We start from the raw sequence: 23242 nt of genomic DNA on the forward strand, positions 1-23242 counted from the left end.
CCTTCTGGTACACCTGGATCGGACCGTGACGCGCCGTGTCGGATGCCCATGTCGAGCATGGGTTCCGTGGTTCAATGACGCCCGCGGAAGGACTGCCGACACCGATTGCGAGGACCGCATGGACGCCGCGGAGTCGATGGCTGAAAACCAGCCGTCGCCGCCGGAGAATGTCGGTGGCCTGACCGAACGCGAACTGGACATCCTCGCGTTCGAGCGGCAGTGGTGGCGCCACGCCGGGGCGAAGGAGAACGCCATCCGGGAGCGCTTCGGACTGTCCTCCACCCGTTACTACCAGTTGCTGAACACGCTGCTGGCCAAGCCGGAGGCCGTCGCGGCCGATCCGATGCTGGTCAAGCGGCTGCGCAAAACGCGCGCCGCCCGTCAGCGCAAACGCGGGGCCCGGCGGTTGGGGATCGAGCTGTCATGAGCGTCTTCTCGGGACTGTCCCGGCCGTTGAAGGCCGCGGGGGTCGCGCTGATCGGGGTAGCGGTCGTCGCCGCCGTCATCGGCGGGGTCACCGTGCTCAACACGAGCGGCGACCAGAACGCCGGGCCGAGCACGTCCGGCGAGCCCAGCGCGCCCGGCGGATCGTCGTCCGCGCCGTCGTCGTCCTCGTCCTCGGCGCCCAGCTCCGCGCCGTCGTCGCCCGCCTCGTCGGCACCGGCCTCGTCGTCCGCCGCTTCGTCGGCACCGTCGTCGGGCCAGCCAGGGCAGCCCGGCGGCCAGCCGGGCCAGCAGCCAGGGCAGCCGGGCCAGGCGGGTCCGGACCAGCAGGCCTCGAACAAGTGGGTCACCCTGCGGGTCTACAACAACTCGCTGATCAAGCACCTCGCCGAACAGGCCGCCGCCGACTTCCGCGGTTCGGGCTGGAACGTCGCCGAGGTCGGCAACTACTCGCAGGGCAACATCCCGACCACCACGGCCTACTTCCGTCCCGGCACCGACGAGGAAGCCGCCGCGAAACAGCTGGCCAAGGAGTTCGGCTTCCAGGCCCAGCCCCGGTTCGACGGCATCCAGAACTCGAGCCCGGGTGTCATAGTGATCATCACGAAGGACTACCAGCCCGGCGGACACCAGGGCAGCTGACCTGGTTCGTGACAGCCCGCGCTACGGCGCGGGCTTTGTCATGTCTGCCGGACCCGGCGCTCGGCTGCGCTCGAGGTACGTGCGGGGAACCCTGCGGGAATCAGATTCCGTCAGGGTTCCCCTCACGTACAGCTCTGGTGCGGAGGCGTCCTCAGCGTTCCTGCTGCGCCTGCGCGTAAGCCTCCAGCGTCGCCAGCTGCGCGGCGTCCAGCGAGGGCCGCACCGCCTCGCGTGCCTTGTCCAGATGCGCCGCGGTCACCTCGCGGGCCTCCAGCGACTCGCGCATCGCGGTCAGCGCCGCCTCTCGGATCAGCGCGGCGCAGTCGGCGGCCGAGTAGCCCTCCAGGGCCGCCGCGGTGGCCGCGAGGTCCACATCGGACGCCAGCGGGGTGTGCTTCGCCGTCGCGGCGAGGATCGCGGCGCGGGATTCGGCGTCCGGCGGTGGGACGTAGATCCGCCGCTCCAGCCGCCCGGGTCGCAGCAGCGCCGGGTCGACCAGTTCCGGCCGGTTCGTCGCGCCCAGTACGACGACCTCGCGCATCGGCTCGACGCCGTCCAGTTCGGTGAGCAGTGCGGCGACCACGCGGTCGGCCACGCCGGAGTCGGACGACTGGCCGCGGCGCGGGGCGAGCGCGTCGATCTCGTCGAGGAAGATCAGCGAGGGGGCGGCGTCGGCGGCCCGGCGGAAGAGGTCGCGGACCGCGCGTTCCGATTCGCCGACCCATTTGTCCAGCAGTTCCGCGCCCTTGATCGCGAACACGTTCAGCGCGCCGGTGCCGGCGAGCGCCCGGACCAGGAACGTCTTGCCGCCGCCGGGCGGGCCGTACAGCAGCACGCCGCGCGGCGGCTCGATGCCGAGCCGGGCGAACGAGTCCGGGTAGCGCAGCGGCCACAGCACGGTTTCGGTGAGCGCTTCCTTGACCGACGTCATGTTGCCGACGTCGTCCAGCGTCAGGCCGCCGGTGGCCAGGTTGTCCGAAGTGGACAGCGAGATCGGCCGGACGGTGGCCAGCGCGTCGAGCAGGTCCTGCTGGGAGATCTTGGGTTCGTCCACGTCCCGCTGACGCAGCGCGGCCCGCAACGCCGCGTCCCGGCGCAGGGCGAGCAGGTCGGCGGCGACGAAGCCGGGGGTCCGTTCGGCGAGCACGCCCAGGTCGGCACCGGATTCGACCGGCACGTCGCGGAGCAGGATCCGCAGCAGTTCGACGCGGGTTTTCGCTTCCGGCAGCGGCAAGCCCAGCTCGCGGTCGAGCAGGTCGGCCCCGCGCAGCCGCGGATCCACCGACTCGGCCCGCGCGGTCGTGGCGACCACAGCCAGCCCGTCCCGGCGCAGCGCGGCGCGCAGTTCCTCCAGGACGACCGTGGCCACCGGCGGCGGCTGCGTTGCCGGGAGCAGCGCGTCGATGTCGTTGATCAGCAGTACGCCGGGACCGTCGCCGTCCGCGGCCCGGTCGATGGCCTCACGCAGCGATCGGTGTGCCGCATTCGGTTCCAGCACCGCGATATTCGGCGCGGTCACCGACACCACGCGCACCTTCTCCGCCGCGGCGACCGCCCGCACCAGCGTCGCCTTGCCGACGCCCTCCGGTCCCGACAGCAGCACGCCCAGATGCGCGGAAGTACCCAGCTTCGCCAGCAGCTCCGGCCGATGGAACGCCAGATCGAACCACTCGGCCAGCTTGCGTGCCGCGCCCTCGGCCCCGACCAGATCGGCGACCGGCACCGGCTCGTCCAGCTCTTCCTCGCGGGCCTCGGTGACGACCTCTTCGACGATCTCCGCTTCGAGATAGTCCTCGGCGGCGGTGACAGCAGTGGTGCGAACGAGCGCGGTCGCGGAGCGCGTCGGCGGTTCGCTGGTCGGCGTGCCCGTGCGGGCGCCGTCCCGCCAGCTGACCACAGTGGACGGTCCAACCACGACGACGCCAGCCGGTTCCGTCGCCGTGACGGTCAGCAGTTCGTTCGTCCAGGTCGCCCCGATCACGCGGGACAGCTGCCCGCGCACAGCGGCGACATCCGAGCCCGGCGCGGGCGCGAGGTCTTGCGGCAGCAGGGAAACGGCGTCGCCACGGGTCAAAACCTTGCCGGTGAGCGCGAGCCGCAACGTCTGCGGAGACACCGAAACCGACGCGAGCCGAGACCCAGACACGGTGACCGTGCGGGCAGCTGTCACCTCTGCTGGCGAGACGACAACCTCGCCGCCCTCCGCGACGCCGAGGTTCGACATGGTGACGTCATCGGTCAACACGACCCCCGGCGTCGCCTCCTCGGCGGCAGGCGCGGCCAATGCGGCACTGCGCCGCGCTCCGGTGAGGTGCACGGCGTCCCAGGCCCGCAGGCCGAGCGCGTCGAGCACTTCCGGGTGCAGCCGGACAACCCCCCGCCGCGCGTCGAGCGCGGACGGCGTGTGCCGGACGGTCAGGGTGATCTGCGGATCGCTCACCCTGCTCACCCTAATGAACCGGCGGGCGGTTATGCGCGAGTTACGGCTTCGCCCAGCCGTCGAAAGAAAGGATGTCGGTCACCGCCGGACGGGCGGCGGGGGAGAATTCGCGCTGGGTCGAATAGGCCACCGCGAGCAGGCCGATCTGCGCGACGTCGTCCGGAATGCCGAGGATCCGCGCGACGTCCGCCTCCCTGCCGCCGAGGTGGTAGCTACACAGCGAGCTGGCCAATCCGTGCGTGCGCAGGGCCAGCTGGAAGCTCCAGATCGCGGGGTAGATCGAGCCGTAGTATGCCGACAGTTCGGCAGTGCCCGTCGGCACCGGTCCCGGCAGGCACGGGAGGACGAGTGCGGGCACCTGGTCCAGGTGCCCGACCAGATGCCGGGACGAGATCATCGCGCGTTCCCCGGCGAGGGATCCGTACTGCCGCCACGCTTCCTCCGCGGCTTCTCGCGTGATCCCCGCGATTTCCTTGCGCAGCGCCGGATCGAGCACGACGACCCAGTGCTGGGCTTCGGACAGAAAGCTCGCGGCGGGCGCTTGCTGTGCGATTCGCAGACAGTCCTCGAGCACTGCCTTCGGAACCGGCCGATCGAGGTCGAGCTTTCGCCGGACGGAACGGGTCGTGGTGAGCAGGGTGACGGCATCCACGGCGGACCTCCCAAGCTGGCTACTTACAGTGTAAGTATACGGTGTAAGTATACGGTGTAAGTAGCGGGCCTGTCGAGGGCTTACGCCGTAAGCTGGTGCGATGGTCCGGGAACCCCTGACGCGCGAAAAAGTGCTCGACGCGGCGCTGGCTTTCGTCGACCAGCACGGCGTGGCCGCCCTGTCGATGCGAAAGCTCGCCGCGGGGCTGGGCGTGGAGGCGATGTCGCTCTACAACCACGTACGGAACAAGGGCGATCTGCTGGACGGCCTCGTGGCTCGGATGTTCGAGGCGGTCCCCGTGCCCGACCCGGCCGCACCGTGGGACATCCGGATCCGAGGGCTGGCCGAGGGGCTTTACGCGCAGTTTCGGCAGCATCCGGCGGTGCTGCGGACCCTGGTCGCGGAAGAGGCGAACCCGCGTTCGCCGGGGGCGTTGAAGGTGATCGACAGCATGCTCGGCGCCCTGGTGGACGCTGGACTGGACGACGTCGAAACCGTCCGCGCGTACCGCTCCGTGACGGGCCTCGCGTTCGGTGCCGCACTCACCGAAGAAACCGGCCTCGCCGGGGCTCCGCTGGACCGTGCTGAGCTGGTCGACGACTGGTTCCGCCGCATGGCGACGCCCAGCGAAACACCGAACCTGCACCGCTTGTTGCCGGTGCTGAGCGACGCGGATTGCAGGCAGGATTTCGAGACGCAGCTGGATCTGTTGGTGTCCGCGTTGGGCGCGCGGCAGGCCTGAACCTACCGGCGCCGGATGCCGATCCGACGCCAGCTCCGCCGCCGCTGCGTAGGTCCGGACGTGGCCGAGCTGTGGTCCCGTTCGCGCAGATTCCGGGTCCGCACCAGGTCCGAGTTCGTGCGCCGCACCGCGCGCATCGCCGCGCCGGCGACTCGGCCCGAGGCGGGGCGCAGCCGCAGCCGGCGGTGACTGCGGGCCCGGCGGATCGCACGGCGTTCGCGGGGCGGCACTTCCCAGGCTTCCGGGTGCGCGGCGAGCCAGCGGTGCCGGTAGACCGAGTACGGGATGTGCAGCAGGTACAGCACCAGCGCGACCGCCAGCGCCGCCAGCGGGAACACGATGATCGCGGCGGCCAGCAGACCGACGCCCACCAGCAGCGGCGCGATCGCCTTCGCCGGGGCCTTCACCGTCTTGAGCGACAGCGTCGGGATGCGGCTGATCAGCAGCGCGGCGACCGCGATGGTCCAGATGAGCACCACGTACTGCTCGGACCACCAGCCCTCGCCCCACTGCAGCGTGGCGATCAGCGGCAGCATCGCGACCAGCCCGCCGGCCGGCGCGGGCACGCCGACGAAGAACTCGGCGGCGTACGGCGGCTGGTCGGTGTCGTCGAGCAGCGTGTTGAAGCGGGCGAGCCGCAGGATCATGCAGACCGCGAAGATCAGCGACGCGACCCAGCCGATGCGGTCGCCGTGCGCCTGCCAGACGTAGAGCACCAGCGCGGGCGCGACGCCGAACGAGATGCCGTCGGACAGCGAGTCGAGCTCGGCTCCCATTTTGGACGTCGCGTCGAGCAGCCGGGCGATGCGGCCGTCGAGGCTGTCGAGGACGGCGGCGATGCCGATCGAGCCGATCGCCATCGCGTAGTTGCCGGTGAGGGCGAACTGCACCGAGGAGAGTCCGGCGCAGAGCGCGAGCACGGTGATCGCGTTCGGCAGCAGCCGGACGCCCGGGGTGGTCACGCGGACCATGGTCAGCTTTCTCCCTGCGCAGGAAGTTCGGCGAGCACGGTTTCGCCGCCGACGGTCCGCTGGCCCTTGGCCACCACGACCCGGCTGCCCGGCGGCAGGTAAGTGTCGACGCGCGAGCCGAAGCGGATGATGCCGTAGGTCTCGCCCGCGGACACCTTGTCGCCCTCGCGGACGTCGCACCGGATGCGGCGCGCGACCAGTCCGGCGATCTGCACGACGACGAGCTCGTGGCCGTCGACGGTGTGCAGCACCAGCGAATTGCGCTCGTTGACCTCGCTCGCCTTGTCGAGGTCCGCGGAAAGGAACTTGCCCGGCTTGTACGCCACCTTCGAGATCACGCCCGCCGCCGGCGTGCGCTGGACGTGCACGTCGTAGACCGACAGGAACACGCTCACCCGCATCCGCGGTTCGGCGGGAAGGCCGAGCTCGGCGGGCGGGACCGCTTCCTCGATGAGCGAGACGGTGCCGTCGGCGGCCGAGATCGCGACGTTGTCGCGCACCGGGGGCACGCGCTTCGGCTCGCGGAAGAACGCCGTCATGCCCGCGGTGGCGAGCGCGCCGACCACGCCGAGGCGCTTGGAGAACCGGCGCAGCACGAACGTCGCGGCGAGGCCGCCGAACAGGAACGGCCGTCCAGCCGGGTGCATCGGCGGGAACGTCTCGCGGGCCAGCTGGACAGCGTGCGCGAGGGGGTTACCGGTGGGCTGGCCGCTCATGGGTCGAGTTCCCCGCTGTTCGTCTCGGTCGGTGTAAGGGTCCGATTTGGGCTTCCCCACGCTACCGCCCGCTTGCGGCGGACCGGGCGGCCCCTGGTCGTAAGGGTTGTCCCGGCGCGGGTGGGCGCGACCACAAACCGGTAACGACGCGTCGAACAATCCGATAACACCGGGTAGTTGACGCCGCTCGGGACCGGTGCCCGGGCCGACCTGGCGAGGGAGACGATGGCGGTACCCGATCTGCTCGCGCGGCTGTTGCGCGACTGGCGCCGGGATGTCCTCTCGGTGCCCGTTCCCCAGCTCGTCGACCCTGTTCACGCTGTTCGGCTCGTGCGGGACGCGGCCCGGGTGCATGCGTCCCCCGACGAAGCACGCACCCGGGCGCGGAACGGATCAGTTTAGCCCGTCGCCCAGGTGTTCTGACAGATCGTCGGGAAACCGTTACCAACGGTCACGATCGCGACGGCTCGCGGTCGCCGCGCTGACCAGCCGCAACACGAGCAGCAGCACGATGGCGCCGAGGATGGCGACGCCGAAGCTCGGGAAATCGAACTCGAAGTGTTGCTGCTCACCGGTCGCGAGCCGGTAGATGAAGCCGCCGAGCGCCGCCCCGACCACGCCGACCAGCACGCTGACGAGGCAGCCCTGCCGCTGCCGTTCCCGGCCGCCGACCACGAGGTTCGCGATCCAGCCGACCAGCGCGCCGAAGACGATCCACAGGATGATGCCCATGCCCGCGAGGATACCTGCGGGCTATTGCACAAGAGTTGTTGTACAACTACTCTTGTGCGTTATGGAGGTCCGCGATTCCCAGGTACTGGCCGCGATGTCGCATCCGCTGCGCCGCCGCCTACTGGACGTGCTGAAACTCGACGGCCCGGCCACCGCGTCGGTGCTCGCGGAGAAAACCGCGCAGGCGGTGGGCAATGTGAGCCACCACCTGAAGGTGCTTTCCGGGGCCGGTTTGGTGGTCGAAGCGCCGGAACTGGCGCGGGATCGGCGAGAGCGATGGTGGCGGCGTCCGTCGGGCACGTTGTCGTGGGCCACTTCGGACTTCGCCGGAGATCCGGTGGCGGAGGTCGCGGAGACGGTGAGCCTCGATCGGCAGATGACGTTGTCGCGGGGCTGGCTTTCGGAAATGGAGACGGCTCCGGAGGAATGGCGCGATGCGTGGTTCTCGTCTGATGCGTGGATGCGGTTGACGCCTGCGGAATTGGCGGAGTTGAACGATCGGATTTTCGCGCTGTTCGAGGAGTTCGGGGCTAAAGCCGCAGCGGACCCTTCGACGGAACGGGAGCCGGTTTTCGTGTTTGGACGTGGTTTCAGAGCGCAGCCGTGAGGGGTGCCGCGTTCCGTCTCTTGTGGACTGGGCAGACGGTCAGCACAGTCGGCAGCGCGGTCGCCAGTGCGTCGGTTCCGTTGGTGGCTTTGCTGGCGCTGCACGCTTCGACGTTCGAGGTTGCTTCACTTACCGCGGCCGCTTGGATCCCCTGGCTCGCCGTAGGTTTGCCAGCGGGCGCTTGGGTCGACCGGTGGCCCAAGCGGCGGGTGATGCTGGTCTGCGACGTCATCCAGATGGCGGCTTTCCTTGCTGTGCCTGTTTCGTGGGCTTTCGGGTTTCTTTCTTTTGCGCTGCTCTTGGCCGCGGCTTTGGTCGGCGGGTTCGCCAAAGTCTTCTTTTCCCTCGCTTATCGGGCTTTCCTCCCGTCCGTTGTGGACGATGCGGACTTATTGGGAGCCAACGTCCGGCTCCAGGGCGCGGAGTCCGCGGCGCAAGTGGGCGGTCCGGGTTTGGCCGGACTGCTGGCTTCGGCGTTCGGGCCGGTCAGCGGTATGCTCGTGGATGCGTTGAGCTTCGGGTTTTCCGCGCTGTGTCTGGGTTTCCTGCGCGCGGACGAGCCGTCGCCGCGTCCGCGAACGCGGTTGCGCACCGAAATCGCCGAAGGAATGCGAATCGTGGCGCGGGACTCTTACCTGCGGGTCCTGGTCCTGTCGGGCGGGGTCGCGAACCTTGCCCTGAACGGATTTTACGCGGTGGCCGTGGTCTTCCTGGTCGACGATTTGGGCCAGGGCCCGGCGGCCGTCGGACTTGTGCTCGCCCTAGGCGAGGTAGGCGGGGTGCTAGGCGCGACGCTGGTGAGCCGAGTCGCCCGACGGACCGGCACGGCGTGGGGTTTCCTGTGGTGCGAGGCACTGGTGGTACCAGCGATGCTGCTCGGCCCGCTCGCCCAGCCGGGTTGGGGTCTGACGCTGTTCGTCCTCGCCGGAGCCGGCATCGCGGCGGGAGTGGTGGGGTCGAACGTGCTGGGCGCGACCTTTCGGCAGCGGTATTGCCCGCGCCATCTCTACGGGCGGATCAGCGCGAGTTCGTCGATGGTCAACTACGGCACGATCCCGTTGGGTGCCTTGGCGGGCGGGGCACTCGGACAGGCGGCCGGGGTGCGGGTGGCGATGTTCGCGATGGTGGGCGTTCAGCTGGCTTCGCTGGGGGTGCTGCTGCTGGGGCCTTTGAGGCGGGAGCGGGACTTTCCCCAAGTCGCGCTCGCGATATCGCCCAGCCAGAACTAAAGCAGCAGCACCTCGACCTCATCCCCCTCCGAAGCAGCCGAAACCTCCTCCGGCAAGACAATCAAGCAATTGGCCTGCGTAAACGCCGCCAGCAAATGCGATCCCGGCCCACCGCGCGGCCCGACCACCCCGGTCACCTCGCCGAGCACCGGCGTGAAGAACCCCCGTCGATACTGCCGCCGCCCAGCAGGGGAGGGCATGTCCTCCGTCAGCCGCGCGCGCACCCGTCGGCGGTCCACGTCCGTATGGCCCATCGCCGACAACACCGCCGGGCGCAGGAACGCCTCGAACGACACCAGCACACTCACCGGATTCCCCGGCAGCGTCACTACTGGCACGCCGTTCCACCGGCCGCATCCCTGGGGCCCGCCCGGCTGCATCGCGATCTTCTGGAATTCCACGCCCTGCCCGGTCAGCGCGTCCTTCACGACCTCGTACGCGCCCGCCGACACCCCGCCCGACGTGATCAGCAGGTCTGCCGCTTCCAGGCGCGGTTCGATGATCTTGCGGAATTCCGCCACATCATCGACCACGCTGCGCACGACCTCGACCTGGCAGCCGAGTTCCCGCAGCGCCGCCGCCAGCATCACGCTGTTCGACTCGTAGATTTGCCCGTGCTGCAACGGATTCGGGGCTTCCACCAGCTCCGTGCCGGTCGACACCACCAGCACCGACAGCGGCCGGTACACCTCGAGCTCCGCCAAGCCGACCGCCGCGGCGAGGCCCAGGTGTGCGTGGCTCAGCACGGTGCCCGCGTGCAGCGCGATTGTCCCCTTCGTGACGTCCTCGCCCGTCCGGCGGATGTGGTTGCCGACGGTGGCCGCGCGGGAGATCTGGACTTCCGCCGTGCCGCGGTCGGTGTCCTCGACCATCACGATCGCGTCCGCGCCCGGCGGCAGCGGCGCGCCGGTCATGATCCGCTGAGCGGTACCCGATTCGAGCGGTTTGACGTCGACCCGTCCGGCCGGGATGTCGTCGGCCACTGGGAGCGTCACCGGCACCTCGGCGACGTCCGCGGCGCGCACGGCGTACCCGTCCATCGCGGAGTTGTCGAACGGCGGCAGCGCCACCCCGGCGAGCACGTCGCGGGCCAGGACGAGCCCGGCCGCATCAGCGACTGGAACAGTACGAACAGGCGCGCGGCCGAGCAGTTCGGTCACGGTCTCGCGGTAGGCGTCGACAGAGATCACGCGGACCATCCTCCCTCTTGCTGCCCGTCGTGCAACACTCTCCCGGCACAAGCCGGGGAGTACGGGGAGAGTTCTCATGCAGTTTCTGGTCCGCAACCAGCCCGGGCGCGCCGCGCTCGCGACGCCCCGCTGACATGCGCGTCCACACCAGGCACACGCCGGGGTTCGGCGTCGCCCGCGTGCTGCTCGCCCCCGGCGAAGCCGTGCAGGCGGCCGCGGAATCGTTGCTGGCCAGCAGCTTCAACGTGGCCGAGACGAACCAGAACCGCGGCCGCAAGGGCGGTCGTTCGGTGTTCACCGCGCCCGCCGACGGCGGCTGGGTCGACCTCGCCCCGCTCGGGCCCGGCGACGTCTACCCGCTCGAGCTCACCGGGTCCACCGGCTGGTCGGTGCACCGCGAGGGCGTCCTCGCCCGGCCGAGCACGGTCCGCGTCGACCAGAACTGGGCCCCGCTGCAGCAGTTGTTCGGCGCCGATTCCGGGTTCCTCGAGCACTACAGCGGCCGCGGCCCGCTCCTGCTCACCGCGCCCGGTCCGGTCGACTCGTTCGACCTCGGCCGCGGCGAGATCGTCACCGTGCGCCCGGACTATCTCCTCGCCTATCCCGACACCGTGCAATGCCGGTTGCGCGCTCTCGACCCGAGCGGTCCGCAATCACTGCGCACGGGCGAAGGACTCGTCCTCGATTTCGCCGGACCGGGAACCGTGCTCGTCCAATCGCGCAATCGGCGAGCAGCGCAGGCGTAAGGGGAATCTGCCGATTACCCCATTGCCGGGAGCGCTGATTCCGGTAGCGTGAACTCCACTTCGCACGCTGATGGACAGCGGATTCTTGTCCCGAGGGAGGGCGCCGTGGCAGTCGGCACCGTCAAGTGGTTCAACTCGGAAAAGGGCTACGGGTTCATCGAATCCCCCGAAGGTCCGGACGTCTTCGTCCACTATTCGGCCATCCAGGCCGACGGATTCCGCACCCTCGACGAGGGCGATCGCGTGGAGTTCGAAGTCCAGTCCGGCCGCGACGGCAGAAGCCAGGCCGCGGACGTCCGCAAGGTCTAGCGAGGCAGGTCCGCTGACCGGTTGGGCGAACCGGCAGTGGCAGCGGATACCGGCGCGTTAAGCTGCGCTGCGTGACAGGCGATGTGTCGGGGGACCTCACCGGTCGCCAGCTGGGCCACTACCGCATCGACTCGGTGCTCGGCAAGGGCGGCATGTCCGTGACCTACCAGGCCACGGACACGAGGCTCGGCCGCAAGGTGGCGCTGAAGGTCATCGGCGACCACCTCGGCGCGGACGCCGAGTTCCGCGAACGGTTCGTCGACGAGGCCCGCAACACCTCCGCGATCGACCACGCCAACGTCGTCCCGCTGTACGACTTCGGCGAACTCGAGGGCATGCTCTACATCGCCATGCGGATGGTCGACGGCGGCGACCTCGCCGGCCTCATGTCCGCGGGCCCGATCAGCCCGTCCCGCGCGCTCAGCCTGCTCGACCAGGTCGCCGACGCCCTCGACACGCTGCACAACCACGGCCTCGTGCACCTCGACGTCAAACCGGCCAACGTCCTCGTCACCAGCCGCGAGACCTCCCGCGAGCACGTCTACGTCGCCGACTTCGGCCTCACCCGCCGCGGCGCCACCGGCCACCGCACCCGCGGCGGCGACTTCCTCGGCTCGCCCACCTACGCCGCCCCGGAACACCTGCGCGGCGAACCGCTCGACGGCCGCACCGACCAGTACGCCCTCACCTGCGTCCTGTTCGCCTGCCTCACCGGCAACCCGCCGTTCCGCGGCGACGTCCCCACCGTCATCAAGGGCCACCTCGGCGGAGAACCGCCGTCGGTGGCGAGCGTGGTCGCGCTCCCGGCCGCCGTCGACGACGTCATCCGCAAGGGCATGGCGAAAAACCCCAACGACCGCTACCCGAACTGCGTCGCGATGATCGCCGCGGCCAGGGTCGCGCTCGGCCCGCTCGCGACGTCGGACACCCCGCCGGGCCCCGCCCGGCCGAACGGACTTCCGGAGGCGGGCATGCAGCAAGGACCTGGCGGACCCGGCGGACCTGGAACTGGCGGACAGGGCGGCTCTGGTGCCAACGGTCCCGCCGGTGCTGGCGGACCCGGCGGCGGTGGACCTGCTGGGCCAGGCGGTCCCGGCGGACCGGGCGCTGGTCCTGGTGGACCTGGCGGCCCCGGAGCCGCGGGCCAGGGCGGCCAGGGCAACGCCGGCGGCTGGGGCGCTCCGCAACCCGGCCAGCAACCCGGCCAGCAAGCGGGATACCCGGCCCAAGGCGGCTACGGCGCCCCCGCCGGTTACGGCAACCAGCCCCCGCCCGGTTATCCAGCACAGCCCGGCCAGCAGCAACCCGGTCAGCCCGGCCAGCCACAACTCGGCCAACCAAACCAGCCAGGTCAGCAGCAACCCGGCCAGCCCGGCCAGCCCGGCCAGCCCGGCCAACCCGGCCAGCCTGGTCAACAGGGCTACCCCGGCCAACCCCCGGCAGGCCCCCCGCCCGGCTACAGCGGCTACCCGGGCCAGCCCGGCCCCGGACAGCAAGGCCCGCCGCCCGGCTACGGCGGTTACCCGAACCAGCCCGGCTACCCCGCCCAGCCCAACCAGCAGGGCCATCCGAACCAGGCTTTCGGCGACCCGATGCGGCTGCGCCCGCCGTCCCCGGCGGGCGGCGCGGGCGCGTTCGAAAAGCAGCCCAAGAGCGGCGGCCTGAAGTGGCTGTGGATCGCGCTGGGCCTGCTCGTCGTGGCCGGACTCGTCGTCGGCGGGATCTTCCTCTTCAGCGGGGACGACAACGGCACCGGCGGGACCGCTCCGGCGTCCTCGGCTCCCAACATCCCGGTCGGTCCCGGCGGCTCGAAGTCGGCCGGTCCGTCGTCGCTGCGCCCGCCGCCGTCGTCGATCCACATCCAGCCGAGCCACTGACCCGGCCGACCTGCTGCGGAAGCGCACCGACGCTGACCTGCGCTCCTTGCACTCGACCCCGGAGAGTGCTAAACACGGCATTGGCACTCGACGCCGTCGAGTGCTAGGCGAGCGGTCACCGACCGCCTGCCTGAAGGTCGGGACGGTGAGGCTGACCCACCGGTCAGTCGTCCGTCGCGGGCACCGAGCCTGGCCGAGGACGTGTCCTGCTGCCGCCGCTGGAGACAGCGCGGCGGTAGCGCCCAATACCGGAGGACCACACCGCAATGGCCAAACTGATCGCGTTCGACGAGGACGCCCGCCGCGGTCTTGAGCGCGGCTTGAACACCCTCGCCGAAGCCGTCAAGGTGACCCTCGGCCCGCGGGGCCGGAACGTCGTGCTCGAAAAGAAGTGGGGCGCGCCGACGATCACCAACGACGGTGTCTCCATCGCCAAGGAGATCGAGCTCGAGGACCCGTGGGAGAAGATCGGGGCCGAGCTCGTCAAGGAAGTTGCCAAGAAGACTGACGACGTCGCGGGCGACGGCACCACCACCGCCACCGTGCTCGCCCAGGCGCTCGTGCGCGAGGGCCTGCGCAACGTCGCGGCCGGCGCCGACCCGATCTCGCTGAAGCGCGGCATCGAGGCGGCCGTCGAGGCCATCACCGAGCAGCTGCACAAGGCCGCCGTCCAGATCGAGACCAAGGAGCAGATCGCTGCTACCGCCTCGATCTCGGCCGCTGACCGCACCATCGGCGAGCTGATCGCCGAGGCGCTGGACAAGGTCGGCAAGGAAGGCGTCGTCACCGTCGAGGAGAGCAACACCTTCGGGCTCGAGCTTGAGCTCACCGAGGGCATGCGCTTCGACAAGGGCTACGTGTCCGGTTACTTCGTGACCGACCCGGAGCGCCAGGAAGCCGAGCTGGAGGACCCGTACGTCCTGCTCTTCGGTTCCAAGATCTCCAACGTCAAGGACGTCCTGCCGCTGCTGGAGAAGGTCATCCAGTCCGGCAAGCCGCTCCTGATCATCGCCGAGGACGTCGAGGGCGAAGCCCTGGCGACCCTGGTCGTCAACAAGATCCGCGGCACCTTCAAGTCCGTCGCCGTCAAGGCCCCGGGCTTCGGCGACCGCCGCAAGGCGATCCTGCAGGACATCGCGATCCTGACCGGCGGCCAGGTCATCTCCGAGGACGTCGGCCTCAAGCTGGAGAACGCGGACCTGTCGCTGCTGGGCCGCGCCCGCAAGGCCGTCATCACCCGCGACGAGACCACCATCGTCGAGGGCGCTGGCGACGCCGACCAGATCCAGGGTCGCGTCAACCAGATCCGCGCGGAGATCGAGAACTCCGACTCGGACTACGACCGCGAGAAGCTGCAGGAGCGGCTCGCGAAGCTGGCCGGCGGCGTGGCCGTCATCAAGGCCGGCGCCGCGACCGAGGTCGAGCTGAAGGAGCGCAAGCACCGCATCGAGGACGCGGTGCGCAACGCCAAGGCCGCCGTGGAAGAGGGCATTGTCGCCGGCGGTGGCGTGGCCCTGATCCAGGCTGCCGAGGCCGCTTTCGCGGGCCTGAAGCTGACCGGTGACGAGGCCACTGGCGCGAACATCGTCAAGGTCGCCGTCGAGGCTCCGCTCAAGCAGATCGCGATCAACGCCGGTCTCGAGGGCGGCGTCGTGGCGGAGAAGGTCAAGTCCCTCCCGCAGGGCCACGGCCTGAACGCCGCCACCGGCGAGTACGAGGACCTGCTCGCGGCCGGCGTGCCGGACCCGACGAAGGTCACCCGCTCCGCGCTGCAGAACGCCGCTTCCATCGCGGCGCTGTTCCTGACCACCGAGGCTGTCGTCGCGGACAAGCCGGAGAAGGCTTCTGCCGCTCCGGCCGACCCGTCCGGCGGCATGGGTGGCATGGACTTCTGAGTTCGGCTGCTTTTCCGGCGAAGCCCGGTTCACCCTCGCGGTGGGCCGGGCTTCGCCCGTTCCCGGCTCAGTCTTCCGGAGTCAGGACGGCAGCGGCGGCGTAGACCGGCAGGATCACGCCCGCCGAGAGCACGGCGCCGGCGACCGCGGCGATGCGCACCATCGAGGGGTCGACGTTGAGGTAGTTGGCCCATCCGCCGCACACGCCGGTGAGCATGCGGTCGGAGCGGCTGCGGAAGATCTTCTTGGCCGGTGCGGCCTGCACGTTGTCCGTCATGCCAGCAATACTCCGCGACCGGGCCGCCCCGCACATCCGGGATCGCCCCGGAGAAAGCCCCGGGGCCGCGACCCTGAAGTCTCCCTTAGCCGCTGATCTTCCGGACCCGCTCGAACCGGTCCAGCCACACTCGGGACACCTCGGGCGACGCGGCGAACTCGGCGTAGGCGTCGGGTTCCGGGGCCTGGCGCAGCACCGGCAGGTAACCGTCCACAGGGGACAGTGTTCTGGTGCAGACATCCCCGCGCAGCAACGACATCGTGCCGAGTCCGCAGGCGAAATCCAGCTCCGGCAGCGCCCCGGCGAGCGCGAGCCCGGCGGCCAGCCCGACACTCGTCTCCACGGCTGACGACACCACGCACGGCAACCCGCACGCCTCCGCGACCTCCAGTGCATGCCGCACCCCGCCGAGCGGGGCGACCTTGAGCACGGCGATGTCGGCGGCTCCGGCCACGGCGACCTTCAGCGGGTCCTCCGCGCGGCGGATCGATTCGTCGGCCGCGATCCGCACCGACACCCGGCGGCGAACGGCAGCCAGGTCGTCGATCGTGGGACACGGCTGTTCGGCGTACTCCAGGCCGCCGGCCGCACGGTCGAGCTCGCCCAGCGCGTGCACGGCGGTGTCGACGTCCCATGCGGTGTTGGCGTCGACCCGGATCGCCCCGGACGGACCCAGCGCGTCGCGGACCGCTTCGACGCGCGCGCAGTCCTCGGCGAGCGTCGCGCGTTTGTCGGCGACCTTGACCTTCGCCGTGCGGCAGCCGGACTTGCGGACCAGTTCGTGTGCGCGTTCGGGCGACAAAATGGGGACTGTCGTGTTGACCTCGATCCGGTCGCGGACCGGCTCCGGCCAGCCTTCTTCGCTCGCTTCCAGCGCGGCGGCGAGCCACGGCACGCTTTCGGTGTCCGAATAATCCGCGAACGGGCAGAACTCGCCCCAGCCGGCGGTGCCGCGGAGCAGCAGTCCTTCACGGACGGTGATGTCCCGGAACCGGGAGTGCAGCGGGAGCGCGTAAACCTGCATGACTGCCGATCATGCCATCGCCGCGGTGCCGGGAACCGAGGTGTCGCGGGGGCCGTCTCAACACCACAATGGAACGTGTGGACGGCCTCGACTTCCGGGTGCTCGGCCCGGCCGAGGTGCTGGCCGGGGACCAGGTGGTGCCGCTGGGCGGCAGCCGCCCGCTGATCGTGCTCGCCGGACTGCTGCTGCGGGCCAACCGGCTCGTTTCGGTCGACGTGCTCGGCCACTGGCTGTGGGGCGACGACCGGCGCCGGTCGAAGGGCGCGCTGCAGACGTATGTGCTGCGGCTGCGCCGGGCGCTCGGCGACGGCGCGGCGATCCGCACCGAACGCGGCGGCTACCTGCTGGAAGTCGACGAGAACGCGGTGGACCTTGGCCGCTTCCGCCAGTTCGCGGCGCGGGGCCGCAGCGCGGCGGAACGAGGCGAACACCGCCGGGCGGCCGGGTACTTCGAGGACGCGCTCGGGCAGTGGCGAGGTCCGGCGCTGCAGAACGTGGAGTCGGACGCGCTGCACCGGGACGAGGTCGGGCAGCTCGCCGAGGAGCGCACGCGGGTCCGCGAGCTGTGGGCCGAGACGATGCTGACGGTCGGCGAGTACGACACTGTCGTGCCCGAACTGGAGCGGCTGACGCGCGAACATCCGCTGCGGGAACGTCCGCATGAGCAGCTGATGTACGCGCTGCTCCGCTCCGGGCGGCAGGCCGAGGCGCTGGAGGTGCACCGGCGGATCAGCGGATTGCTCGCCGAGGAACTGGGTCTCGACCCCGGTGCCGGACTGCAGCGCGCGCACCGGCTCGTGCTGGGCGGTGACGAAGGCACACGCTTCCGGACTCCGCTGGAACCCCATATCCCGCACCAGCTTCCGGCTGATCTTGGTGCATTCGCCGGTCGAGCCGCGGACCTGAAAGCCCTGCGCGCCTTGCTGCCGGAGGCACTCGACGTCGGCACCTCCACGCCGATCGCCTCGGTTGAAGGCATGGGCGGACAAGGGAAAACGACCCTGTCCGTCCACTTCGCACACCAGATCGCCGACCGTTTCACCGGCGGGCAAGTGTTCCTGGATCTCCGCGGCTACGGCCCGGGCGCGCCGGTGTCGCCGATCGCCGCGCTGGAGACAATGCTCCTCGCGCTGGGCGTGCCCGCCGACCGAATCCCGTCCGGTTTGGACGAACGCGCCGCGACCTGGCGTACCTACACCACCGGTCGGCGACTGTTGATAGTGCTGGACAATGCGAACAGCACCGAACAAGTCCGCCATTTGCTGCCCGGCCCCGGATGCCTGGTCGTGGTCACGAGCCGCTGGCAACTGCGCGGACTGGTCGCGACGCACGGTGCCCGACGGATCGCTCTGTCCGAATTGGACAGCGAAGAGGCGGTGGAACTGCTCGCGTCGGCCATCGGCGTCGAACGAGTGCACGAGGACCCGATCGCGGCTGGCAAGTTTGTGGAGTACTGCGGCGGACTCCCGCTGGCGATCCGAATCCTCGCTGTCCGCGCCGCGCAATTCCCGCGGCTGCCACTGGGCGAGTTCGTGGCAGCATTGCCCTCAGACGCCGGCCGGTTGAGCACCTTCGACCTAGGCGATGGCGACGAAACCAATATCCGCACGGTGTTTTCGTATTCCTACCGGGTTCTGTGCTCTGCGGCGGCGAGGCTGCTGCGATTACTGGCGCTGTCAGTCGGCCCGGATTTGTCGCTGGGCATGGCAGTCGCGCTCAACGGACGGTCCGAAAAGGACACTCGCAGCGCTCTCGACACGCTGGTATCGACGCACCTGCTCACCCAGCCGAAACCGGGCCGGTACCAGTTCCACGACCTGATTCGCGCCTACGCGACCGAGCTGTCGGATCAAGAAGACGACGCCGCCGAGCGCACGGCGGCCAGCGCACGCCTGCTCGACTGGTACATCGCGTCGGCGCGAAACGCGGGTTTGGCGATGCGTCCGCACCAGCTGATGGACGAAATCGGCCCCATCCCGCCTGCTGGCGAGCTCGAGTTTTCCGACTACCACCGGGCGCTGGCGTGGTTTATCGAGGAGCACGGAAATCTGCTTTCGGTGATCCAATGGTCGTTCCGGATCGGGCGATACGCGCAATGCTGGCGCTTGGCGTGGTCGCTGTTCACCTACTTCGCCGGCCGCGCCCGGGTCGACGAATGGCGGTACGTCTTCGAGGTCGGTTTGCGAGCCGCGCGCAATTCCGGGGAGCGGCATGGTGAAGCGGCGATCCTTAATGGACTCGGCGTGATCGAGGGAGTCGCCCGGAATTACGTGCTGGCGCGCGAATATCTGGAGCAAGCTCTGGCGGTGCAACTGGAACTGGGCTCGCTGCCGGGGGAGGCGCGGGCGCGCTACAACCTGGCGATGACCGCGCAGGGCATCGAAGATTTCCCAGAGGCTTACCGGCACGGCCTGCGGTCGCTGGAAATCACGCGGGAACTGGGATTCACCTCGGTGGAGGCGAATGTTTTGCGCGCCTTGGGCGACCTGTGCGCGATGATGGGGGACTACCCGCAGGCCTTGTCGCTCGCCGACGAGGCGCTGGCGTTGGTCCCGCCGGACGATTTGCCGCAGGGCCGCTTCTCACTGGCCGCGCGAGCCCGTGCGCTGCTTGGTTTGGGGCGGCATGTGGAAGGAATCGAGTGCCTGTCCGAGGCGGTCGACATGTTCTTCGCGATGGATGAGGAGTATGAGGCCGCGGATGTGCTTTCGGAGCTGGGCACCGCGCATCTGCGCTACGGACGCACCGCCGCGGCGCGAGATTGCTGGCTACGGGCGGTTCGGTTGCTGACCCGGTTGGATCACCCGGACGCGGAGCGGGTTCGGGCGCAGTTGGCTGGGTTGGTGCGGGGGTAGTTTCGCCGCGGTGCCGCGAGGTTGGACTGCGGGCGGTGCGGCTTGGTTGCTGACGTGACTGAATTGCCGGGTCGAGCCGGGCGCGGTGCGGTAGTTCTTGCTGCGGTGCCGCGGTGCCTCGACGTTCAACCGCTGCGGCGTGGCGCGGTTGGATTGCCAAGATGCGGTGCGGGGTGGTTTGCCGCAGTGTCGCGACGTCGGCTTGCAGTGGCGCGGCTCGGTTGCTTGCGCCGCTGAATCACCCGGATGTGGGTCGGGCACGAGCGCAGTCGGCTGGCTTGCGGTGGGGTGAGGTCCGTCCGTATCCGCTGCGGTGCGTGATTGGTTGAACCACTCCGATGCGGATCAGGTGCGCTTGGCCGGTGGGCGCGGGGCAGATCCGGCCGGTCGTCGCAGCCCAAGATCGCTGGCCGCGCGGTCTGGCTGGATGCATTGCGAGGCAGATGGCGCGGCTGGCGCGGGGCTGACTCGGCCGTTTGGCGGAACGCTCCCGTGGGGTCGCCGGAGGGCAGCCGGGCGCGGTGGTCCGCGTGCCGACCCCCAGCGGCAGCACGTAGACCACCGGCGGCCCGTACCGCTACCCAACCGAAGTGCGCTCACTGTCCGCTCACTGTGCCGGGTCGGTTTGGGTGGGGAGGCCGAGCAGGCGGGTGAGTGCGACGGCGTTGTGCGGGGCCGCGACTTTGCTGTCGTTGTCGAAGTAGACGTGCACGTCGCGGCGGCCGCCGTCGTGCCATTCGGTGATCTTCGCGGCCCACTCGCGCAGGGCTGAGTCGGAGTAATTGCTGGTGTAGAGCTCGTCCGAACCGTGCAACCGGACGTAACTGAAGTCAGTGGTCTGGTCCTCCCGGTACGGCCACGGCGCGGCGGCGTCGGAGGTCACCAGCGCGACCCGGTGTTTCTTGAGCAGGTCCAGCGCTTCGGGCGTGGTGAAGCTCGGGTGGCGGACTTCGAGCGCGTGCCGCACTGGCCGGTCGGGGCCGGGTTTCAGGAACGGCGGGGACTTGAGTTTGTCGTCGTGCTTCTTCCCGAGCGCGGCTGCCTCGCGGGTGGTGCGGGGGAGTTGGCCGAGGAACGTCGAGACGCGATCAGGGTCGAAGGCCAGTCGCGGCGGGAGTTGCCAGAGGAACGGCCCCAGTTTGTCGGCGAGCGCGAGGACGCCCGACGCGTAAAAGTTGGCGAGCGCGGTTTCGACGTCGCGCAACTGTTTGAGGTGCGTGATGAACCGGCCGCCCTTGACCGCGAACAGGAATCCGGCCGGGGTTTCGGTGTGCCAGGCCAGGTAGCGCTCCGGGCGTTGCAGCGAGTAGAAGGACCCGTTGATCTCGACGGCGTTCATCTGCCGGGAGAGGTGCTCGAGTTCGCGCCGTTGCGGCAGGCCGGACGGGTAGAACGCGCCACGCCACGGCGGGTAGCGCCAGCCGGACGTGCCCACTCGGATCTGGCCGATCTTGCTCACCGCCTTTCGCCGCCGAGGATTCCCGCCGGGACGGTTGCGGTAAACGCGTCCGCGCGGCTGTTTTTGGGACAGCCGGGCTAAGGATCGGGACTGATGTCCTGGGCGGAAGGACGTAGGTCTCATGGCGCGGACTCCGTTGCCTGCTCGTCGGGACGGGGCTCGGAGGGGACGGTGAGGAGAACAGGGGAAGCGAGGGCGCGGAACCGGGGCGGTGGAGTTGAGGCGGGCGGTGGGGCCGGGCGGATTGCGGGGCGGCTGTTGTCGCTAGTGCTCACGGTGGCGTCGAAGAAAGCGGTGGCGTCGAGGGGAGCGGCGGCATCGACAGGAGCGGCGGTGCCGAGACGGGCGGAGGAGCCGGAATCAGCAGCGGTGGCGGGGGGCCGGGAGTGACGGTGCCGGAGCCGCGAGCGGTAGCCATCCCGTTCGGTGGGCCAGTATTGCCGCCTTCCTGGCCCACCGGACGGGCTGGACTCGCCTGCTCCCCGTGCATTCCTGCACTGGTCAGGTCTGTCGGACGGGCCCCGGTTGTGGCGAGCCCGTCTCGGGCCGCGGATCTGCCCGGCCCGCGCATTCCTCACTTCCTCAAGCCCACGAGAACCTCCACCGGCGGGACTGCACTAGCGACGTCGCGTACTCCCGCAAGTTTCCTGGCTGCGTGAGGTACGTGGGGAGGCTGAAGGCCCGGTGCTCCGCCGCGACTGTCAGTGCCCTGGCGTGGGTGCGGGGTGGGGCGGAAACTGACAATTCCAGTGAGTCGAAGCCCAGCGTCACCAAGGTTGCGCCGAAGCGGTCTTCCCAGCTGCGCAGGACTGCTGAGAGTTCCGCGACCTGGTCGGTCGACTTGATCATTCCTGTCCAGCCGATGAGGGCTGGGACGTCGGCCGGACGGTCGGCTTGGACCAGGCCCAACCGGTGCGGGGTGCGGGCGGCCAGGATGGATCCGGTGTTGCCTGCTTCGGCCAGTGGGTCCGAGCGGCGGTGCGAGCGTTTCGCCAGCCCGGGGAAGCGGGTGCCGAACGGGCGCAGGCAGGCTCCGTCGCAACAAGAGCCGTCCCACCAGCGGGCCAGGACTTCGGCGGGGTCGGCGTTGGCGACGCGGTGACCGGCCGGGGCTAGGCGGCCTCGGTCGTCCAGCCAGTCTTCGCCGCGGGCGGTGAAGCGCTGGTCGGGCGGGATCAGCACGGGCCACAACCCCGACCGCTCGAACTCCGCGACGCAGCTCAGGTACCGCTGCGGGCGCGTGAGCGGTTCCTCCGACACCCAGATCCGCCCGTGCCAGCGCCCTGGCGGCAAGGTCTGGACCGGCGGTGCCCCGACGCCGGGGCGGAACGGTGCGATCGTCATGAGCTTCCCCTCGAACTGGTGTTCGGTTCCTGCATATCGAACAGTAGTTCGAACCACCGACAATTTCCAGGGCACCACTCGCTCATCCGTTCGGGTGAACCTCAGGAAAGCCCAGGTCGAGGGGCAAAAAACTCAGCGCCGGGAGACGCGGCGCACCCGGACCGCGACGAACAGGCCGATGGCGATCGCCACCGCGGCGAGCACGGCGTACTGGAACACCGACGCGTATCGGTCCACCAGCGACCAGCTCTCCCCGAGCAGGTAGCCGGCCACGACGAAGGCGGTGTTCCACAGCAGGCTGCCCGCCGTCGTCAGCAGCAGGAACCGGCCGAACGGCATCCGTTCGACGCCCGCGGGCAGCGAGATCAGGCTGCGGAAGATCGGCACCATCCGGCCGAGGAAGACCGCCTTGCCGCCGTGCCGGGTGAACCACGCCTCGGTGCGGTCGAAGTCGGCGGCGTCCATCAGCGGCAGGCGGCTGAGCAGCGCGCGGCATCGGTCGCGGCCGAGCAGGGCGCCCAGCCAGTAGACGATCACGGCGCCGGCGACTGAGCCGAGGGTCGTCCAGAAGAGGGCGCCGAGCAGGCTGAAGGTGCCGCGGCTCGCGGAGAAACCGGCTAGCGGGAGGACGAGTTCGCTGGGGATCGGCGGGAACAGGTTGTCCAGGCCGACGACGATCGCGGCGCCGATGCCGCCTAGCGAGTCCATCAGGCCGACGGCCCAGCCGGCCAGTCCGGTGAGGGGTTCGGCGGGGGCGGCGAGCAAGAGGTGCACGAGGGGTCCTTTCACGACGAAAGCTGACGTTGTTGACGGTAGGAAGCCAAGGCGCGCAACACATTGCGGTCGGCCACCCGGGGAAATGCGGGAAACCGCAGTGGGGTTTGGGGTGAGGGCAGCGCGTTCGGTTGTGGAAGGCGGGGGATGTGGCTGGATGGGCAGGGCTCGGAAACCGAGAGGCTGGCGAGAGGCGGAAACCGCAGTGGGGTTGGGGCGGAGGTGCAATGAGCTCGTTCGCGGGAGGCGGGGAAAGGTGGCTGGACAGAGGGGGTTCGAGGCTTGGCGAGATGCGGAAGGCCGCAGGGGGGTGGGGC

21 protein-coding genes are annotated in these 23242 nt (G+C 69.9%); 10 read left to right on the forward strand and 11 right to left on the reverse strand.

Features of this window, described 5'->3' with window-relative positions:
* The first annotated feature begins 118 nt into the window (after positions 1–118).
* Positions 119–427 carry a DUF3263 domain-containing protein gene (locus tag PUT80_RS42490; RefSeq protein WP_037807914.1) on the forward strand — a complete coding sequence of 103 codons (309 nt, stop codon included), beginning with the start codon at positions 119–121 and terminating at the stop codon, positions 425–427.
* Positions 424–1086, forward strand: coding sequence for a LytR C-terminal domain-containing protein (locus PUT80_RS42495; RefSeq protein WP_275295533.1), 663 nt, complete (start codon positions 424–426; stop codon positions 1084–1086). Before PUT80_RS42490 ends, PUT80_RS42495 begins: the two co-directional genes overlap by 4 nt.
* Positions 1087–1237: 151 nt before the next feature.
* On the opposite strand, the gene PUT80_RS42500 is transcribed toward PUT80_RS42495, so the two are convergent.
* Together PUT80_RS42500 and PUT80_RS42505 are read right to left on the reverse strand one after the other, a co-directional pair.
* Positions 1238–3526, reverse strand: coding sequence for an AAA family ATPase (locus PUT80_RS42500; RefSeq protein WP_275295534.1), 2289 nt, complete (start codon positions 3524–3526; stop codon positions 1238–1240).
* 40 nt (positions 3527–3566) lie between these two features.
* Positions 3567–4178, reverse strand: a complete 612-nt coding sequence (locus PUT80_RS42505; RefSeq protein ID WP_275295535.1) for a nitroreductase family protein — start codon at positions 4176–4178, stop codon at positions 3567–3569.
* 100 nt (positions 4179–4278) lie between these two features.
* On the opposite strand from PUT80_RS42505, the gene PUT80_RS42510 reads away from it, so the two are divergent.
* Positions 4279–4920 carry a TetR/AcrR family transcriptional regulator C-terminal domain-containing protein gene (locus tag PUT80_RS42510; protein ID WP_275295536.1) on the forward strand — a complete coding sequence of 214 codons (642 nt, stop codon included), beginning with the start codon at positions 4279–4281 and terminating at the stop codon, positions 4918–4920.
* A gap of 2 nt (positions 4921–4922) precedes the next feature.
* Here PUT80_RS42510 and pssA read toward each other — a convergent pair whose 3' ends face one another.
* From pssA to PUT80_RS42525, 3 genes are all read right to left on the reverse strand, one after another.
* Complete coding sequence (gene pssA / locus PUT80_RS42515; protein ID WP_037807905.1) at positions 4923–5891, reverse strand: CDP-diacylglycerol--serine O-phosphatidyltransferase; 969 nt, start codon at positions 5889–5891, stop codon at positions 4923–4925.
* Positions 5892–5893: 2 nt separating this feature from the next.
* Entirely contained in the window at positions 5894–6607 is a 714-nt protein-coding gene (locus PUT80_RS42520; protein WP_037807903.1) for a phosphatidylserine decarboxylase, read from the reverse strand.
* A gap of 441 nt (positions 6608–7048) precedes the next feature.
* On the reverse strand, positions 7049–7339 hold the full coding sequence (locus PUT80_RS42525) for a GlsB/YeaQ/YmgE family stress response membrane protein (RefSeq protein ID WP_037807900.1): 291 nt from the start codon (positions 7337–7339) through the stop codon (positions 7049–7051).
* 61 nt (positions 7340–7400) lie between these two features.
* Between PUT80_RS42525 and PUT80_RS42530 the strand changes: the two genes are divergently transcribed.
* Both PUT80_RS42530 and PUT80_RS42535 read left to right on the forward strand, forming a co-directional pair.
* Positions 7401–7946, forward strand: a complete 546-nt coding sequence (locus tag PUT80_RS42530; protein ID WP_275295537.1) for a helix-turn-helix domain-containing protein — start codon at positions 7401–7403, stop codon at positions 7944–7946.
* Positions 7943–9175, forward strand: coding sequence for an MFS transporter (locus PUT80_RS42535; protein ID WP_275295538.1), 1233 nt, complete (start codon positions 7943–7945; stop codon positions 9173–9175). The genes PUT80_RS42530 and PUT80_RS42535 overlap by 4 nt, the downstream gene beginning before the upstream one ends.
* Here PUT80_RS42535 and glp read toward each other — a convergent pair.
* Positions 9172–10365, reverse strand: coding sequence for a gephyrin-like molybdotransferase Glp (gene glp / locus PUT80_RS42540; RefSeq protein ID WP_107050886.1), 1194 nt, complete (start codon positions 10363–10365; stop codon positions 9172–9174). The genes PUT80_RS42535 and glp overlap by 4 nt on opposite strands.
* A 134-nt stretch (positions 10366–10499) precedes the next feature.
* Between glp and PUT80_RS42545 the strand changes: the two genes are divergently transcribed.
* The 4 genes from PUT80_RS42545 to groL all read left to right on the forward strand — a co-directional run bounded on the left by PUT80_RS42545 (position 10500) and on the right by groL (position 15192).
* Positions 10500–11111, forward strand: coding sequence for an AIM24 family protein (locus tag PUT80_RS42545; RefSeq protein WP_037807890.1), 612 nt, complete (start codon positions 10500–10502; stop codon positions 11109–11111).
* A 105-nt stretch (positions 11112–11216) separates the two neighbouring features.
* A complete protein-coding gene (locus PUT80_RS42550; RefSeq protein WP_009083993.1) occupies positions 11217–11420 on the forward strand; it encodes a cold-shock protein in 204 nt (67 codons plus the stop codon).
* Between the two features lie 83 nt (positions 11421–11503).
* Complete coding sequence (locus tag PUT80_RS42555) at positions 11504–13297, forward strand: serine/threonine-protein kinase (protein ID WP_343076920.1); 1794 nt, start codon at positions 11504–11506, stop codon at positions 13295–13297.
* A gap of 266 nt (positions 13298–13563) precedes the next feature.
* Complete coding sequence (groL, locus tag PUT80_RS42560) at positions 13564–15192, forward strand: chaperonin GroEL (protein ID WP_037807888.1); 1629 nt, start codon at positions 13564–13566, stop codon at positions 15190–15192.
* A 67-nt stretch (positions 15193–15259) separates the two neighbouring features.
* Here groL and PUT80_RS42565 read toward each other — a convergent pair whose 3' ends face one another.
* Positions 15260–15469, reverse strand: coding sequence for a PspC domain-containing protein (locus PUT80_RS42565; RefSeq protein ID WP_037807882.1), 210 nt, complete (start codon positions 15467–15469; stop codon positions 15260–15262).
* Between the two features lie 85 nt (positions 15470–15554).
* A complete protein-coding gene (locus PUT80_RS42570) occupies positions 15555–16493 on the reverse strand; it encodes an o-succinylbenzoate synthase (RefSeq protein WP_275295540.1) in 939 nt (312 codons plus the stop codon).
* 68 nt (positions 16494–16561) lie between these two features.
* Here PUT80_RS42570 and PUT80_RS42575 point away from each other — a divergent pair, with 68 nt between their 5' ends.
* Complete coding sequence (locus PUT80_RS42575; protein WP_275295541.1) at positions 16562–19348, forward strand: BTAD domain-containing putative transcriptional regulator; 2787 nt, start codon at positions 16562–16564, stop codon at positions 19346–19348.
* Positions 19349–19955: 607 nt separating this feature from the next.
* On the opposite strand, the gene PUT80_RS42580 is transcribed toward PUT80_RS42575, so the two are convergent.
* From PUT80_RS42580 to PUT80_RS42590, 3 genes are all read right to left on the reverse strand, one after another.
* On the reverse strand, positions 19956–20807 hold the full coding sequence (locus PUT80_RS42580) for a DUF72 domain-containing protein (protein WP_037807876.1): 852 nt from the start codon (positions 20805–20807) through the stop codon (positions 19956–19958).
* 582 nt (positions 20808–21389) lie between these two features.
* Positions 21390–22151, reverse strand: coding sequence for a DUF4253 domain-containing protein (locus PUT80_RS42585; RefSeq protein WP_037807874.1), 762 nt, complete (start codon positions 22149–22151; stop codon positions 21390–21392).
* 132 nt (positions 22152–22283) lie between these two features.
* The gene (locus tag PUT80_RS42590) at positions 22284–22925 is read right to left on the reverse strand and encodes a DedA family protein (protein ID WP_037807871.1); all 642 of its coding nucleotides are present in this window, start codon (positions 22923–22925) and stop codon (positions 22284–22286) included.
* Between the last annotated feature and the right edge of the window lie 317 nt (positions 22926–23242).

The organism is Amycolatopsis sp. La24, from assembly GCF_029087445.1.
Lineage (GTDB): Bacteria > Actinomycetota > Actinomycetes > Mycobacteriales > Pseudonocardiaceae > Amycolatopsis > Amycolatopsis nivea.